Annotated in this window: 16 protein-coding genes and 1 pseudogene; 1 reads left to right on the top strand and 16 read right to left on the bottom strand. The window is 33.6% G+C overall.

The features are described 5' to 3' along the window. Nucleotides 1-28: 28 nt before the first annotated feature. The 6 genes and pseudogenes from recG to BHF71_RS00060 form a co-directional block, all read right to left on the bottom strand. On the bottom strand, nucleotides 29-2,095 hold the full coding sequence (recG, locus tag BHF71_RS00085; RefSeq protein WP_069655657.1) for an ATP-dependent DNA helicase RecG: 2,067 nt from the start codon (nucleotides 2,093-2,095) through the stop codon (nucleotides 29-31). Continuing rightward, the gene (sdaAA, locus tag BHF71_RS00080; protein ID WP_069655656.1) at nucleotides 2,092-2,979 is read right to left on the bottom strand and encodes an L-serine ammonia-lyase, iron-sulfur-dependent, subunit alpha; all 888 of its coding nucleotides are present in this window, start codon (nucleotides 2,977-2,979) and stop codon (nucleotides 2,092-2,094) included. The genes recG and sdaAA overlap by 4 nt, the downstream gene beginning before the upstream one ends. 15 nt (nucleotides 2,980-2,994) lie before the next feature. Continuing rightward, nucleotides 2,995-3,660 carry an L-serine ammonia-lyase, iron-sulfur-dependent subunit beta gene (sdaAB, locus tag BHF71_RS00075; protein WP_069655655.1) on the bottom strand — a complete coding sequence of 222 codons (666 nt, stop codon included), beginning with the start codon at nucleotides 3,658-3,660 and terminating at the stop codon, nucleotides 2,995-2,997. 197 nt (nucleotides 3,661-3,857) lie between these two features. Next, nucleotides 3,858-4,715 carry a DegV family protein gene (locus BHF71_RS00070; protein WP_069655654.1) on the bottom strand — a complete coding sequence of 286 codons (858 nt, stop codon included), beginning with the start codon at nucleotides 4,713-4,715 and terminating at the stop codon, nucleotides 3,858-3,860. Between the two features lie 15 nt (nucleotides 4,716-4,730). Beyond that, a pseudogene (locus tag BHF71_RS00065) lies at nucleotides 4,731-6,424 on the bottom strand (DAK2 domain-containing protein). A gap of 14 nt (nucleotides 6,425-6,438) precedes the next feature. Beyond that, the gene (locus tag BHF71_RS00060; protein WP_069655653.1) at nucleotides 6,439-6,801 is read right to left on the bottom strand and encodes an Asp23/Gls24 family envelope stress response protein; all 363 of its coding nucleotides are present in this window, start codon (nucleotides 6,799-6,801) and stop codon (nucleotides 6,439-6,441) included. 210 nt (nucleotides 6,802-7,011) lie between these two features. Between BHF71_RS00060 and rpmB the strand changes: the two genes are divergently transcribed. Next, nucleotides 7,012-7,200 (top strand): 50S ribosomal protein L28, encoded by a 189-nt coding sequence (gene rpmB / locus BHF71_RS00055; RefSeq protein WP_069655652.1) that lies wholly within the window; start codon nucleotides 7,012-7,014, stop codon nucleotides 7,198-7,200. A gap of 108 nt (nucleotides 7,201-7,308) precedes the next feature. Here rpmB and spoVM read toward each other — a convergent pair whose 3' ends face one another. From spoVM to BHF71_RS00005, 10 genes are all read right to left on the bottom strand, one after another. Then, entirely contained in the window at nucleotides 7,309-7,392 is an 84-nt protein-coding gene (spoVM, locus tag BHF71_RS00050) for a stage V sporulation protein SpoVM (RefSeq protein ID WP_069655651.1), read from the bottom strand. A gap of 127 nt (nucleotides 7,393-7,519) precedes the next feature. Then, nucleotides 7,520-8,173: a thiamine diphosphokinase gene (locus BHF71_RS00045; protein ID WP_069655650.1), complete on the bottom strand. Its 654-nt coding sequence runs from the start codon at nucleotides 8,171-8,173 to the stop codon at nucleotides 7,520-7,522. A gap of 29 nt (nucleotides 8,174-8,202) precedes the next feature. Next, complete coding sequence (locus tag BHF71_RS00040; protein ID WP_069655649.1) at nucleotides 8,203-9,117, bottom strand: 5'-nucleotidase; 915 nt, start codon at nucleotides 9,115-9,117, stop codon at nucleotides 8,203-8,205. Nucleotides 9,118-9,268: 151 nt separating this feature from the next. After that, nucleotides 9,269-9,490: a tetratricopeptide repeat protein gene (locus BHF71_RS00035; RefSeq protein ID WP_141705305.1), complete on the bottom strand. Its 222-nt coding sequence runs from the start codon at nucleotides 9,488-9,490 to the stop codon at nucleotides 9,269-9,271. 29 nt (nucleotides 9,491-9,519) lie between these two features. Beyond that, on the bottom strand, nucleotides 9,520-10,716 hold the full coding sequence (locus BHF71_RS00030) for a tetratricopeptide repeat protein (protein ID WP_069655647.1): 1,197 nt from the start codon (nucleotides 10,714-10,716) through the stop codon (nucleotides 9,520-9,522). An 82-nt stretch (nucleotides 10,717-10,798) separates the two neighbouring features. Further along, on the bottom strand, nucleotides 10,799-11,761 hold the full coding sequence (locus tag BHF71_RS00025; protein WP_069655646.1) for a biotin--[acetyl-CoA-carboxylase] ligase: 963 nt from the start codon (nucleotides 11,759-11,761) through the stop codon (nucleotides 10,799-10,801). Further along, a complete protein-coding gene (locus BHF71_RS00020) occupies nucleotides 11,745-12,983 on the bottom strand; it encodes a CCA tRNA nucleotidyltransferase (RefSeq protein ID WP_176717269.1) in 1,239 nt (412 codons plus the stop codon). The genes BHF71_RS00025 and BHF71_RS00020 overlap by 17 nt, the downstream gene beginning before the upstream one ends. Nucleotides 12,984-13,157: 174 nt before the next feature. Continuing rightward, nucleotides 13,158-13,568, bottom strand: coding sequence for a methylglyoxal synthase (mgsA, locus tag BHF71_RS00015; protein WP_069655644.1), 411 nt, complete (start codon nucleotides 13,566-13,568; stop codon nucleotides 13,158-13,160). Nucleotides 13,569-13,603: 35 nt separating this feature from the next. Beyond that, nucleotides 13,604-14,389, bottom strand: a complete 786-nt coding sequence (dapB, locus tag BHF71_RS00010) for a 4-hydroxy-tetrahydrodipicolinate reductase (protein ID WP_069655643.1) — start codon at nucleotides 14,387-14,389, stop codon at nucleotides 13,604-13,606. Further along, nucleotides 14,382-14,897, bottom strand: a complete 516-nt coding sequence (locus BHF71_RS00005; protein ID WP_069655642.1) for a tetratricopeptide repeat protein — start codon at nucleotides 14,895-14,897, stop codon at nucleotides 14,382-14,384. Before BHF71_RS00005 ends, dapB begins: the two co-directional genes overlap by 8 nt. Nucleotides 14,898-15,362: the final 465 nt, after the last annotated feature.

Here is a 15,362-nt window from a genome sequence, read left to right as displayed (position 1 = left end):
CGTGTTTTGAAATTTCATTTGAACCCTTTCAACCATCAATTGTTTGTTTTTCGAATACTCCTAATTGTTTCAGTTTCTTCAATAATTTGTTCCATTTTGAGTTTTTCCACAATTCTCCACTGATTACCCATTTTTCAGCATCACTTCGTGCAACTTCAAGGGTCCTGTAATCATTAATCAAATCTGCAAGTTTAAAATCTGGCACACCACTTTGCTTAACTCCAAAAAGATCGCCAGGGCCACGTAGTTTTAAATCTCTTCTAGCAATTTCAAAACCATCATTGGTTTCTACCATTACCCTCATTCTTTCTTTTCCAATTTCAGATTTGGGATCAGCTAATAGAATACAATATGACTGGTTAGAACCTCTACCAACTCTACCTCTTAGTTGATGTAGTTGAGCAAGACCAAATCTTTCAGCATCATAAATCACCATCACTGTTGCATTTGGTACATTTACACCTACTTCTACCACAGTTGTTGAAACTAAAATATTAATTTTATTATCCTTAAATTGAGTCATTACCTCATCTTTTTCCTTTGAAGATAGCCTTCCATGTAGCAAACCAACACGAAAATTGGGAAAATGATCACTTAATAAAGCGTGGATGTCAATTGCATTTTGAACATCCAGCTTATCTGATTCTTCAATTAATGGGCAAATTACATAGGCTTGTCTACCTAAATTGATCTGTTTATCTATGAACTCTAAAACCCTCGAGAAGGCATCAGGTTTCACCCAATAAGTCTCGATTTTTTTCCTACCTAGCGGTAATTCATCAATTGTTGAAACATCCATATCACCAAAGGCCGTTATAGCTAGTGTTCTAGGTATTGGTGTAGCAGTCATAAACAGTACGTCAGGAGTTTTGTCATTTCCCTTTCTCCTTAAAATTGCTCGCTGCTCAACACCAAATCTATGCTGTTCATCGGTAATTACCAGTCCAAGATTTTTAAAATATACATCTTCCTGAATTAAAGCATGGGTACCTACAACAATATCTACTATCCCCATTTGTAATTGTGCAAGTACGTTCTTTCGATTACTTGTTGTTAATTTCCCTGTCAATAAAGCGATCTCAAGACCGAGTGGAGCTAAAAGAGTACGCAATGATTCCAAATGTTGTTCCGCAAGAATTTCAGTAGGTACCATTAACGCACCTTGAAAACCTGATAGATAGTTGGCATACAGAGCCACAGCAGCTACTACCGTCTTACCAGAACCAACATCACCTTGCAGTAAACGATTCATAGCATAATCTTTTTCCATATCAAATAAAATTTCATCTAAAACTCTTATTTGGGCTTCAGTTAATTTAAATGGTAAGCTTTCAACAAAAATATTAATTTTTTCTCTATCTATTTTCCTAGCAATTCCTGGCCAATTCTGACGATTGTTCATTTTATAAATTTGAAGCCGTAACTGATATAATAATAATTCGTCATAAACCAGCCTTCTTCTTGCTAACTTTCCATCTTGATAGTCTTTTGGAAAATGAATTCCCCGATAAGCATCTCTTAAATTATACAATTTATACTTTTGGATAATATCCATAGGTAGAAAATCATCGATGGAATGGTAACACTGGATTAGTGCATTATTCATGATATTTCTAAAGCCGTTTTGTTTAAAATCTTGAGGCAGAGAATACACGGGTAACAAATTTCCTTTTTTGGAGTTGGTTGAATTATCCAAGAACTCCGATTCTGCAACTGTTATTTGTAAACGGTTTTTATCCCACTTGCCGGTTAGTAAAATTTTCCTGCCTCGTTTTAGCTGATTTTTAAGGAACATCCGGTTAAACCATGTAGCTGTTATTATTAGACTATCAACTACTACTTTGACAGAGATAAGATTTCGTTTATTACTGAGGCGCTTTACCAGTGGTTCAGTATAAATCTCACCTTCCACTGTAACTTTGTCTCCATGGTTAGCTACTGTTAAATCTTTTATCCGAAAATCGTCGTATCGATAGGGAAAATAATTAAATAAATCTTCGAGGGTATTTATACCCATCTCAGCAAATTTAAGTGCCTTTTGCTTACCAATTCCCTTCACACCAACTATATGTTTTTCTAAAACGTTATCGCTCATAGTTTTAATGGTTTACCAAAGATCTCTTTTTCTAACTTCCTTGCAGTTGGTGTATCAGCTAGTCCACCCATAGCTGTTTCTTTTAAAGAAATTGGAAGCGCACATCCAACTTTATACATGGCATCAATCACCTCGTCAGCTGGGATTACGCTACTAATACCTGCTAAAGCCATATCTGCAGCAATCATGGCATTAGCAGCACCCATAGCATTTCTTTTAACACAAGGCACTTCAACTAGTCCTGCTACAGGATCGCAGGTCAAACCTAACATATTTTTTAGAGCTATTCCCAAAGCGTTTGCTGATTGCTCCGGAGTCCCTCCAGCCATCTCTACAACGGCCGCTGCAGCCATTGCCGTAGCCGAGCCTACCTCTGCTTGACATCCACCTGCTGCCCCAGAAATAAAAGCATTATTTGCAATAACCAATCCTATTGCCCCTGCGGTAAATAAAGCATTTATCATATCATTTTCTGATGAATTTAGTTTGTCAGCAGTCGCAAATATTGCCCCGGGCAAAATTCCAACTGATCCAGCCGTTGGAGTTGCTACAATAATTCCCATCGCTGCATTAACTTCAGAAGTAGCTACAGCCTTACAAACAGCTTCTAAAATAGTTGTACCCGATAAAAATTTTCCCGACTTCAAATATTGGAAAAGTTTTTTACCATCTCCTCCGCTCAACCCGCTTCTTGATTTAATATCTTCTGTTAAACCAGTTTTAATAGCATCTTTCATCACATAGAGGCTTTTTCTCATCCCATCAATAACTTCTTCCCTTGATAAGTTATGGGTTTCCATTTCAGATTCAATCATAATCTCGGATATTTTTTTTCCTTCTTTTACAGTCAATTCGATCAGATCTGCGATTGAATTAAATTTCATATGTTGTATCCTCCACTAGCTTATTTTTAAAATTGCTACTCGTTTAACGTAAGGTAAGTTTTTTATATCTTGAATAACTTTATTATCTACCGGTTGATCGGTTTCCATCACCATCAATGCTAAAGAACCCTTTTCTTTTCTAGCAACTTCCATATATCCAATGTTTATTTTATATAATCCTAAAACATTGGCAATGGACGCAATTACACCAAATCTATCTTCATGAATCACAAGCATAAATGGTGAATTTCCGGAAAATCTAATCTTAAATCCATTTATTTCAGTGATTTTTACTTTGCCACCACCAACCGAAACTCCAACTATTTCAAATTGATCATTCTCATCTTCCAAAAAGATTCTAGCAGTATTAGGATGATCTGTCTCTTCATCACTAATTACAAACTTAATATCAATTCCCATATCTTTAGCAATAACCTTTGAATCTATGATACGACGATCATTAGTATCGAAATCAAGTAGCCCACCAACTATGGCTACATCTGTTCCATGTCCTTGATATGTCTTAGCAAATGAACCATAGAGTGTGATCGTAGCTTTCTTGGGCTGTTTACCAAAGAGTCCTCTAGCAATTTTACTAATCCTTGCAGCTCCAGCTGTGTGAGAGCTTGATGGCCCCACCATAATTGGTCCAATAATATCAAACACTGAATGATATTTCACAATTATTCCTCCAATATCTATATATATAAAGATAAATATTTAAAAATAATGGAATTTTTGTTTTTTTTAATTGAGTTTAATCTATTGAATATTCTGTCATTCTCCCGAAAAAAAATCCCTCATTTCAATATTTTGATAGAGGGATTTTAACAGGATGAAAAAATCGACTAGCGGTAAAAAGTGCTTGTTCTGAGGTTTTATTCAATTGGATACATTGTTATTGCAACAGTACCTTGCCCAACATGTGTCCCAATAACAGGGCCTATATTGGTTATTACAAAATCCTGGATATCGAAAATTTCCCTTAACTTATCCTCAAATCTCTTTGCTTCGTCGTAATTAGCTGCATGAGATATTCCAACGTTCACTGGTTTATTATGAGCAAAATCTTTAAAGAATTCCAATATCCTTGAAGTAGCCCTATTGCGACCTCTTACCTTATCAATTGCATAAACTTCACCATGTTCATTTAAGGACAGAATGGGTTTAATGTTTAACAATGAACCAACTAGATGAGATGCTCTACCAATACGCCCACCTTTGTACAAATAATTTAAAGATTCCACTAAGAAATAAACTTGCGTTTCAGCAACCAACTTTCTAGCTAATTCAGTAATTTCTTCATAGTTCTTACCTTCTTTAATCGCTTTAGCTACTCCAACCACAATAATTCCAATAGAATAAGATGCCTTTTTAGAATCAATCACCGTAACTTCAATACCATCTTCTTCTACCATAGTCTTAGCCAACAAAGCAGATTGTACCGTTCCACTTAACGCTGAAGACAAATGAATAGACACTATTTTTGCTTTTTCTCCACCTGCCAACCTCTTATAAACTTCAACAAAATCTAAAGGCGAAGGTTGTGATGTGGTGGGTAATTGATCTGATTTTTCTAGTTTTTTATAAAATTCATTAGCCGTAATAGTCTCTCCATCAAGATAGGTCTCAGCTTCAAAATGAACCTTCAAAGGTACTACTTCAATCCCCAAAGATTTAATCAAATCTTTAGGAATGTCAGCGGTACTATCCGTTACAACATAAACTTTTTCCATTCTGTCACCTCTTTATTATTCAATTCCAAAAATGAAGTAATACAGTGGTTGCCCTCCATTATGCAATTCAATTTCTATATCCGGGAACTTATCTAATAATTTGTTTTCCAACTCTTCAACTTGTTCGCTTGTTACATCCTCACCATAAATAACAGTTAATATTTCAGAATCCTCATCGATCATTTCAATTAATAAGTCGTAAGAAGTTTCAAGAATACTTTTAGAAGTAGTTACAATCTTCCCGTCAGCAATTCCTATAATATCTCCTTCATTAATCTCAATATTATCAATCTTCGAGTCTCTAACAGCATATGTTACCTGACCAGTTTTAACATTTTTTAGTGCACTAGTCATTGCCTCTTTATTTTCTTCTAAAGATGCTGACGGATCAAATGCTAACAAGGACGATATACCTTGTGGAATAGTCTTAGATGGAATTACTGCAATTGGCAGTTCGATAAGAGATTGAGCTTGTTCAGCAGCTAAAATAATATTGCTATTATTCGGTAGGATGATAATCTTTTCTGCATTTATTTCATTAATGGCATTAACAATATCCTCTGTACTTGGATTCATTGTTTGTCCACCACTAATTATTACATCTACCCTTAGCTCTTAAAAATTTCAGAAACTCCATCGCCTAATCCTACAGCAATAATACCATAAGGCTGGGGTTGTCCAATTACTTCTACTTCTTGTGCATCAATTTCATTATTTCCATTTTCCTCTAACAATATATGACTGTGCTGTTCACGCATATTGTCGATTTTTATTTTATGCAAGCTCCCAAATTCCATTGCTAAGTTTAATACAGTACCAGGTTGTTCGGTATGTATGTGAACTTTAACTATTTCATCGTCCGCAATAACTAATAGGGAGTCACCATATTTAGATATATTTTCTCTGAAGTCTGTTTCATTAAAAGATTGCGTATTTACAATCTCTTCCTTAAGACTAATAATAAATTCGGTACAATAACCAAATTCAATATCTTCTGTGGATATCTGTGCCTGTACAGGAAGATGTTCAAAAGTAACTTCTTCTGATTGAGACTTCACCTGTGACTCTGCAAAATCTATGGTTGATACAGTCTCACCTTTTAGAACTGCCAGAAACCCTTCGTAAATGTATAGAAGCCCTTGCCCACCAGCATCTACTACACCTACTTCTTTTAAAATAGGTAATAATTCAGGTGTTTTCGCTAAAGAAAGTCTTCCTTTTTCTAAAACAGCTTCCATTACTGTGAGGATATCCTTTTCCTTTTTTGCTACCCTTAAACCTTCCTCAGCAGCCTCTCTAGAAACTGTAAGGATAGTTCCTTCTACGGGCTTCATCACTGCCTTATATGCAGTATCAACACCCTGTTTTAGTGCTTCTGCAAATTGCATACTATCAATCTCTGCTAATGAATTAACGTACTTTGAAAAACCTCTAAATAATTGGGACAAAATCACCCCAGAGTTCCCTCTTGCACCCATTAATAATCCTTTAGCAAGTGCATCAGCATTTTTACCTAAGTGGTTGGAATTTTTCTTCTTCAGTTCGTTAACTCCTGATGTTAAAGATAAATTCATATTAGTACCAGTATCTCCATCCGGTACAGGGAAAACATTTAAAGCATCTACATCTTTAACGTGTTGATTAAGATTTTTTGCTCCTTCTAGAACCATTTGTAAAAATAACTGTCCGTCTATCTTATGATAATTCACACAAATCCTCCTAACTACACTTGACTAACACGAACACCTTGAACTATCACGTTTACTTTAGAAACTTTGACACCAATAGTATTTTCTAAAGTGTAAATAACTTTTTGTTGTACATTATGAGCAACTTCAGAAATTCTAGTGCCGTAACTAACTATGATGTACATATCGATAATTACTTCCTCATCTTCTGTCCGCACTTCAATGCCCTTACTTAAATTTTCTTTTTTTAACAATTCAGCTATACCATCTTTTAATTGCTTCCTTGATGCCATGCCAACAAGTCCAAAAACTTCCATAGCAGCAATACCTGCAACAGTTCCAATCACATCATTTTCAATGTGAATTTTACCTGTTTTATTTATTAATTCAATGGCCATTGTTTTACCCCCTAAGAATTAATATACCTTTGGGCTATACTATATTTTACTATAAACAACAATATAATAAAAGCTTTAGATTATTTTCATCAAACTTAACTTGAAAAAAGGAAAATCATATGCTAATATAACCAAGTATCTGATGTTTTTTATTATTGCACTAATTTGAGAAGATATTTTAAGTAGTTGGATATAAAGGAGGTTAGAAATATGTCTCGTAGATGTTATGTAACTGGTAAAAAAGGACATACTGGTAACAAAGTAAGTCACTCCAACCGCAAATCTAAGCGTAGATGGGGAGTTAATGTACAAAAAGTTCGTATTTTAGTAGATGGTAAACCTAAACGCGTTTATGTAAGTACTAGAGCTTTAAAATCTGGTAAAGTAACTCGCGTTTAATAGCAAAATATACACCTCAGGTGAAGAAAAAGCACCAAATTGGTGCTTTTTATGGTTTAAAGACTTCCATTACCATATTTAGGATACGAAGTCTTTATTTTTATTTTTTTATTTACCTCTTTGAAAAATATTTAGAATCGCTTTTACTACCCCTCCAAGAAACTTCGGAAGTTTGATAGTATAGAATCTCACCCCTATCCCTCCTCATAAACAATTATATCCTTTTAAAGCTTGTTTCGTCCAAACCAGCTATAACACATTCTTATTAGTACAGTATATTCAGTAGCCTAAAAAAATGTACTAAAAAAGATATAGTTGCTTAATCCTTACTCTCAATTATTAATAATATGCCTGTATCAAGTGAAATAGTCCCATTATCTTCTACTATTTCGTTACTGACTCCGTAAGGAAAGCCGATCTTCATAACTCCTTTTACAAGCGGATACTTAAATCCTTCAAGAGTGACTCCTGCTACAACTTCTGTGAAAGGAAAAATAGATACGTATGAAAAGTGGCTTTTCATTATTTTTTTACTTTTGCCCGACAACAACACCCTAATCCTATTATTTGTTCCATAAATTACAGATGATATATCATTTCTCTCTGCTTGTAATAAAATATGAACATTTGCAATCACATGGTCCAATCTTGAACCCGTACCACCAAAAATTATAATATTTTGGGGCTTTAAAGAGATCGCTAATTGCATTGCTAACTCTGTATCAGTTTCATCCTTTTCTGACGGATATATTTTAACCTTGTTAGAATAGTACTTTTTAATTCTTTCCAATAGTACAATGTCAATTGAATCAAAATCCCCAACAAAATAATCAGGAGTAATTCCATGGTTGATTAACCAATCGACTCCACGATCAACCCCAATAATTATTCCTTCATCTAAATTGTTATATGATAACATCTCATCCGTTAATGTCCCACCAGTAAAAATGTATACATTCTTTAATCGAGTCATCCACAAGCTCCCCTATGCTATTAATTGATTTATTTATATTTGTATAATTCCGAATCTGATTTATATAAAACTCTTGCTGAGGGCACCTTTCCAGAAGCTAATTTCACGTGTGTATCTTGATCATCAAAAAAAATATGGGCATTGAACGCTTTTAACACTTGATCTTTAGGCAATCCTCCTAGAAAAAAAGCTTCATCCACCTTGACTCCCCACGCCCTTAATGTTAATATGACACGTTTATGGGCCGGACTATTTCTAGCTGTAACAATTGCAATTCTGATCAATTTTTCATTTGAATTTTCTTTCTCCTTAATCAGTGACAAGGTTTTCAACAATTTGCTAAAAGGACCTTCTGGTAATGGTTTGTTTACGTTTTTTTTCTCATTTTCAATAAAAGCGTCTAATCCCTGTTCCTTAAAAATCTTCTCCGATTCTTCAGAAAATATGACTGCATCAGCATCAAAAGCAATTCGTATCTCTTGTTTATTAGGATCAAAATCATCAGGTGGTTCATAAATTAAAGCTGAAGCAATCCCTGAATCTATCGCCTGTTGAACATCTTCTTCATTTTTAGATAAAAATAGATCAACGTCAAAAGCCTTTAGATATCTAGTAATCTGTTCACCACCAGTAAACGCACCACGTTTAATATCTATTTCGTAAGCATTTATGGAGTTAAAAATTCTCAAACCAGTTTCAGGACTATTCCTCGAAATTATTATCACTTCAACAATTGGATCTTCAAATTTTTCATTTAATCTCAGTAATGCTTCTACTAGAGGAAAAGCCGAACCTTTTTCTAACAAATCATCTTCATGTTCCAGTTGGTATTTTGAATACTCTTCGATCCCTTTTTTTTCGAAAATATCATTTTCATTTTCTAAGTTAAACAGCGCTCGTGACGATATGGCAATCACTAATTTATTTTTTAAATCATAGGCCATCTAACCTCTCCTTTCAATCAACAATATACTATATATTTCAATCCATTTTTTTCTGAACTCCTTTTATTATAATTTTACCATTCATTTTGTAAATTGTGGTATTTATCCACTAACTTCGATATAAAAAAAGGAAGCTACTGCTCGCTTCCTTTCATTTCATAATTAACCTTTTCCATGTTGCTTTTGCTTTATCGGCATTTCCAAGTAGATAGTGACTATATCCTAAATAAAAATCCAAATATGGAAAGTTGATACTCATGATATTGGATTCTTCAAAGTGATAAATAGCTTGTTCTGGTTTATTTTGATCTAAGCTTATTAATCCCCTTACCACATGCCCTAGTGCCCTGATTGATTGTTTATTCGCCTCCAATAATAACCGACTGAAATGATCTGACTTATCTAATCATTATTCAAGTAAAAAAGTCTAGCTAAATTGGCAATCAGATAAAAATTTTGATTGTTATTAACACCCTTCACAATTTCCATAAGTTTATCGATTACCAATAAAGCCATTTTGTCATTGTTGTCAGTAAGTATCCAAGCATATAGTAGAAGCGCTTCAGGGTTTTGATGATAAATTGTAAGGGTTTTTTTCAACAAAGCTAAACCAGTAGCTTTATCTCCACTAAGCCATGTATTCTTAGCTAGTCCCAAAAGAGCCTCAAAAGATTTTGGTTCTTGTTTCAGCCATTTTCGGTACCAATAGATTGCTTTTTTGAAATGGCGTTGCTCTTCAAAATGATGCGCAATCTGCTTGATAATAAGAGGTTTTTGAATAATTTCATAGGCTTCTTTTAAATATTCATTTGCCTTCTTATACTGTTTCAATTTTTGATAACATTTCCCAAGGTACAATACAACTTCCCAATCTTCCGAATGAACATCGTATAACTCTCTAAAGGAATTGATCGCATCATGAAAACGATTAATCTGGTAATAAATAATTGCTAAATTGAATTTTGGCTCAGTCCAATTATTTTTTAAATTTATCGCTTGTTGAAAATGAAATATCGCTTGGTTATATTCATGTTCATAACTATAGATAGTACCTAAAATATTGTGACCTAAAGAAATGAGGTCATGATCATCGGAAAATTTAAATAAAAGCAGAACTTCTCGTTTCGCCCGATTATAGTCCTTCTTCTTTAAATAGGTCATAGCTGTATAAAGTCTAGCAAGATTAAAATCAGGGTATTTTTTTATAATATTTTCTAAGTGAATGATCGCCTGATCATACATAAATAAATCATAAAACCCTATTCCTTTTTGAAAAGTTAAAAAATCATCTTCATCAATCTCTACAACAACCTCATCATCTAAACCTGCATCTAAATTCATGCCATGCTCTGTATTTGATGAATTATGCAACTCTTGATCTGTTTGAAAATCTAAATCAGTTAAACCGTGATCTTTTTCAAATTGCTGTATTTTTACAATTAGCTTATTTAGTTCGCTTGTAATTTCTTCACTCATTTCTTTAACAGTTAAATATTTTTCTAAAAGCGTTAACTCTTCATCTATATCATCAACAGTACCAAACTCATAATTTAATTGATCAAGTGTCTGATGCATTTGAGAAAATAAATCTTGGAACATATAGGTCCCCCCTCTTCTTATTACTAAGTGTTTGCTAGTACTAAGAAGAATATTCTAGAGAAAAGAGGGGGTATAGGGCCGTTTAGATAAATTCAACGACTCCCGAAACCACTTCTTTGACTGACCCATCTTCTTTCTTTATTAAAAGATGCCCATTTTGATTGACTCCCTCTATTAATCCAATAACTTTACGATTGAAATTAGTTACAATCACCTTTTTCTCCTTTCCATATAGTAAGTTATTATATTGGTCAAAATATGCTGTAAAACCTAGTTCGATAAATCTCTCATAACCTAGTTCAAAGTTATTTAGTATTTCTGTAATCAACTCCACCCTGTTTGGACTTCCATCTATTTTTTCCTCAATAGATATTGCCTTACTTTCTATTTCTACAGGATATTCTGTTTTATGGGTATTAATCCCAATTCCAATAATTAAATAATGGATTTGATCCTGTTCACCATGAATCTCTGAGAGGATACCGGCACATTTTCTGTCATCAATATATATATCGTTTGGCCACTTAATTTTAGAGGTTATTCCATATACATTTTTTAGTGAATCAAAAATTATGATTGAGGTTAGTAATGTTATGAGAGATATCTGCTCATAATCAAAATTAGGACGAAGAATCATGCTCATAAAAATCCCTTTTCCTTTTTCAGAATACCATTTCCTACCTAATCTCCCCCGTCCATTTGTTTGTTCGTTAGCTATGATAATTGTTCCATGTTCAACTCCCTGTCTAGCTAGATTGTGTGCTTCTAACTGGGTTGATTCGGATACATGACGATAAACAATATCTTTCCCCAGCCATTTAGTGGATAAACCTTGCTTTATTCTTTCTGGATATATATCATCAGGGTTATTTATTAATCGATAGCCTTTTTTTCTCACTGCTTCAAACTTATACCCTTCCTTCCTCAATCCCTCGATTTGCTTCCATATCGCTGTTCGGGAAATTTGTAGGCGTTTGCTTAACTCTTCACCAGATATGAATCGATGATCAGAATTTAAGAAAATCTCCTTAATTTTTTCCTTCATCCTTTTTCTCCTCTAATATTAGTTTTGCTTGTTGTAATAAAATATTGGTTTCATTAGCCAAGTTATCATAAATTACCATTTCTAGTAATCGATTAAGGATTACTTTGATCCAAGGTCCACCTGGTTGATTAAAATGATTTATCAAATCCCTACCAGAAATAGCTAAATCTTCAATTTCTTTTGCCGGTAAATCGCCATTTATCCTCATTACCTTTTTGATCAATTTGTTTTTTTCTGATTCGGTTATGTGTCCAAGCAAAAAAAAGATCTTAACTAGTTTCAAACAATACGACTCACCAGTTTCCACTAGACATTTTTTAAAATTTACCTCCTCAAGTCCAGCTTCTAAAATTGAGTGCGCTTGAAATATCTTTTTCACGTTGTCCCTTTCTTTGTTAGAAAAACGTAAGTGAGACATTATTAGTGAGTGATCTTTTTGATCAATCTGTATTAATAGCAAAAACCAACGGATTAATGGGTCCTCTGTCAATTTAATAAATTTACATACCTCTTCATAATTGATCCTTGTGATACTTGTGTGTTCAAAACCTTTAACCCAGTTAATCAAAGTAGTCTCATATAGTAGTTTTATTCCTATTTCTGGGAACTTTGAAACCATTATTTTATCAAGCTCAATTTTTATCCGTTCTGTAGCAATGTATCTAAGGTACGGAGCTTTAGCCACTATCGCCCTATATGTTTGTTCCTCAATTTTAAAATTCAATTGAGAAGCAAAACGAATAGCACGCATCATTCGCAAGGGATCTTCTAGAAATCTTTTTTCAGGGTTACCTACTGCTACGATCATCCCATCTTCAAGAGCCTTTTTACCATTGAATGGATCAATTATATCTTCATTTTTGCTCATTGCGATTGCATTAATAGTAAAATCTCTTCTGCTTAAATCTTCTTCTATATTTGATACAAATTTTACTTCAGTAGGATGTCTGTAATCTAAATATTTTCCCTCCGAACGAAATGTGGTGACTTCAAATGGAATACCTTCCATTAATACCGTTATCGTTCCATGTTTTTTCCCAGTTGGAATCGTTTTTGAGAAAATGCTCATCACTTTTTCAGGATGAGCGTCTGTGGCAATATCTATATCGTTGATTTCCCTATTAAGTAATAGATCACGAATAAATCCACCGACAAAATAGGCTTTATATCCATGATGTTCAAGTTCGTTTAAGACTTTTTTACCAAGTTTTATTTTATCCATTATTAACTCCTTTTTATCGAACATCCTTGTATATTTTTCCAATACACAAACAAAATACCAACCCATCTTTGATTAGGTATTGTATTTTGTATAAGTTCGGATTTTGGAAGTTATGCTCGGATATACTAAGAAAAGCTTCTAATCGAAGCTTTTACGAACTAGTTTGTCTAAACATTATTTGTTTTTATATTTATGAATAACATCTCTCCAAGCAAAATCTCCTTTTTCAAGGGCACGTACTAATATTTCAGCCGTAGCTACGTTTGTAGCAAGAGGAATACTATATACATCACATAAACGAAGTAAGGCACTTACATCAGGCTCATGGGGTTGAGCTGTTAATGGATCTCTAAAAAAGATGATAAGATCCAATTCATTTTCAGCAATCATAGCACCTATTTGTTGATCACCCCCAAGTGGTCCTGACATAAAACGCTGGATTTTCAAATTAGTTTGCTCCATAATTTTTGTGCCAGTAGTCCCGGTCGAAAAAAGTTCATGTTTCTTAAAAATCGGTTCGTATGCAATCATAAAGTTAACCATCTCTATTTTCTTCTTATCGTGCGCAATTAATGCTATCTTCATTTTTATCACCTAGCTTTATTTTTATTTTTATCAACTTAGTCTAATAAGTGCTCTAATCCATATACAATTCCAGATAAAGTTCTTACTCTTTTAATTGCTAAATTAACACCAGGCATAAATGATTCCCTATTAATAGAATCATGACGGATAGTTAATGTTTGTCCTTGGTCACCAAATATTACTTGTTGGTGAGCTACTAAACCTGGAAGCCTCACACTATGTATTCTAAATCCTGAATATTCCCCTCCTCTTGATCCCTTGACAATTTCTTTTTCATCTTGATGACCTTGTAAGATTTCTTTTCTTTCCCTAGCTATAAGTTCTGCCGTTTTTATCGCAGTTCCCGAAGGTGCATCAAGCTTTTGATCATGATGCATTTCAATAATTTCAACGTTTGGCATGTATTTAGCTGCAATTTGGGCGAATCTCATCATTAACACAGCACCAATAGCAAAATTCGGTGCAACAATACCACCTATTTCTCGTTCTTTAGCCAGCTTGTCCAATTGTAAGATTTCTTCATAGGTAAGCCCTGTTGTTCCGATAACGGGGCTTACCCCCATTCTTAATGCAATCTCAGTATTTTGTTTGACCGTTTGTGGAGTTGTAAAATCAACTACTACATCTGGTCTTCTTTCAATAATTGCCTCTTCAAAATTTTTGTATAATGGATAATTCTTTAAAATACTTTCATTTTCGGCAGGAAATGAGGGATCAATACCACCGAGATATTCGAGCTCCTTATCTTTCAGAACCATTTGAACTACTTGTCTTCCCATACGACCATTTGCACCCGCAACCATTACACGTATTCTACTCATTCTTTTCACCTTCTTGATACAATTTAATAAAATATTCTTTTAGTTGTCTAGCTTTTTGATGATAAGGGTTTAAATTTAGTAAAAGATTAAATTCTTTGATCGACTTACTATATAGTTTAGTCTCACCATAGTATATTCCAAGTAAAAAATAAGCATCAATATTCAAAGGATCTAAGGTTTTAGCGTGGATTAACATTTTTTCAACATCTTTTAAAAAAATACCCTTGTCTATTTTTTCTGCTGCCAATAGTACTAAATTTTTTGATTGTAGTATCTGTAAATGATAGCGATAATTTTGATTTTGTGAAAGTTCATATGCTTTTTTCGCAGCTGCCAATGCCTCTTTCATATCTCCATTTCTAGAATAAGTGATCGATAATTTATGGTAATATGAAGCATTTGTTGGATCACAATTTATCGCCTTTTTAAAAGCAAGGATCGCTTTTTGAAAATCATTCTGATATATGGCTTTATAAGCCTCTTTCAAATAACTTTTACATGAACTCATATACATACACACCTTTATATTTGGCTATATCAGTATATGAAAACCATCAAATTTCGGTGTTACTAAGTTCAAGTATAAGTTTTTGAACACGATATATTACATGTTTTTTCATATCGTTATCGTAACTAATTTTTACTAATAAATCAATTTTATTATTGATTTATACAGTTATTATTGAAAATTTGAATATTCAGTCTGTATAATAGGATTAGTGCTTTGGGTAGTGTCAAAAGTTCTATGAAAAATTAAACGTTTGGTGAAAAAGAAATTAAGAATGACAAAATTGGGGAACAAAGAACTTCACAAAGGGTTAAACAAGTATAGCAAAAGCATGACTTCATTTAAACAGTGACAAAAAAGAGCATACTGAAGCAGACTCTTAAAACAGAGCCTAATTAATACTGTTAGATTAAGCAGACTGTTGCTCTAAAATAAATTCCTGTGACAACTCAATAAGTTTAGACC

Origin of the sequence: Vulcanibacillus modesticaldus, from assembly GCF_001730235.1 — a bacterium.
Taxonomy (GTDB): Bacteria; Bacillota; Bacilli; order Tepidibacillales; family Tepidibacillaceae; genus Vulcanibacillus; species Vulcanibacillus modesticaldus.
Note: the sequence above shows the minus strand (reverse complement) of the source record. Positions and strands in the feature narration are given on the sequence as shown.

Bases quoted from the DNA above. Each gene is read 5' to 3' on its own strand.
- recG (WP_069655657.1), bottom strand. From the start codon at position 2,095: ATGAGCGATAACGTTTTAGAAAAACATATAGTTGGTGTGAAGGGAATT.
- sdaAA (WP_069655656.1), bottom strand. From the start codon at position 2,979: ATGAAATTTAATTCAATCGCAGATCTGATCGAATTGACTGTAAAAGAA.
- BHF71_RS00070 (WP_069655654.1), bottom strand. From the start codon at position 4,715: ATGGAAAAAGTTTATGTTGTAACGGATAGTACCGCTGACATTCCTAAA.
- BHF71_RS00060 (WP_069655653.1), bottom strand. From the start codon at position 6,801: ATGGCCATTGAATTAATAAATAAAACAGGTAAAATTCACATTGAAAAT.
- rpmB (WP_069655652.1), top strand. From the start codon at position 7,012: ATGTCTCGTAGATGTTATGTAACTGGTAAAAAAGGACATACTGGTAAC.
- BHF71_RS00045 (WP_069655650.1), bottom strand. From the start codon at position 8,173: ATGACTCGATTAAAGAATGTATACATTTTTACTGGTGGGACATTAACG.
- BHF71_RS00040 (WP_069655649.1), bottom strand. From the start codon at position 9,117: ATGGCCTATGATTTAAAAAATAAATTAGTGATTGCCATATCGTCACGA.
- BHF71_RS00030 (WP_069655647.1), bottom strand. From the start codon at position 10,716: ATGTTCCAAGATTTATTTTCTCAAATGCATCAGACACTTGATCAATTA.
- BHF71_RS00025 (WP_069655646.1), bottom strand. From the start codon at position 11,761: ATGAAGGAAAAAATTAAGGAGATTTTCTTAAATTCTGATCATCGATTC.
- BHF71_RS00020 (WP_176717269.1), bottom strand. From the start codon at position 12,983: ATGGATAAAATAAAACTTGGTAAAAAAGTCTTAAACGAACTTGAACAT.
- mgsA (WP_069655644.1), bottom strand. From the start codon at position 13,568: ATGAAGATAGCATTAATTGCGCACGATAAGAAGAAAATAGAGATGGTT.
- dapB (WP_069655643.1), bottom strand. From the start codon at position 14,389: ATGAGTAGAATACGTGTAATGGTTGCGGGTGCAAATGGTCGTATGGGA.
- BHF71_RS00005 (WP_069655642.1), bottom strand. From the start codon at position 14,897: ATGAGTTCATGTAAAAGTTATTTGAAAGAGGCTTATAAAGCCATATAT.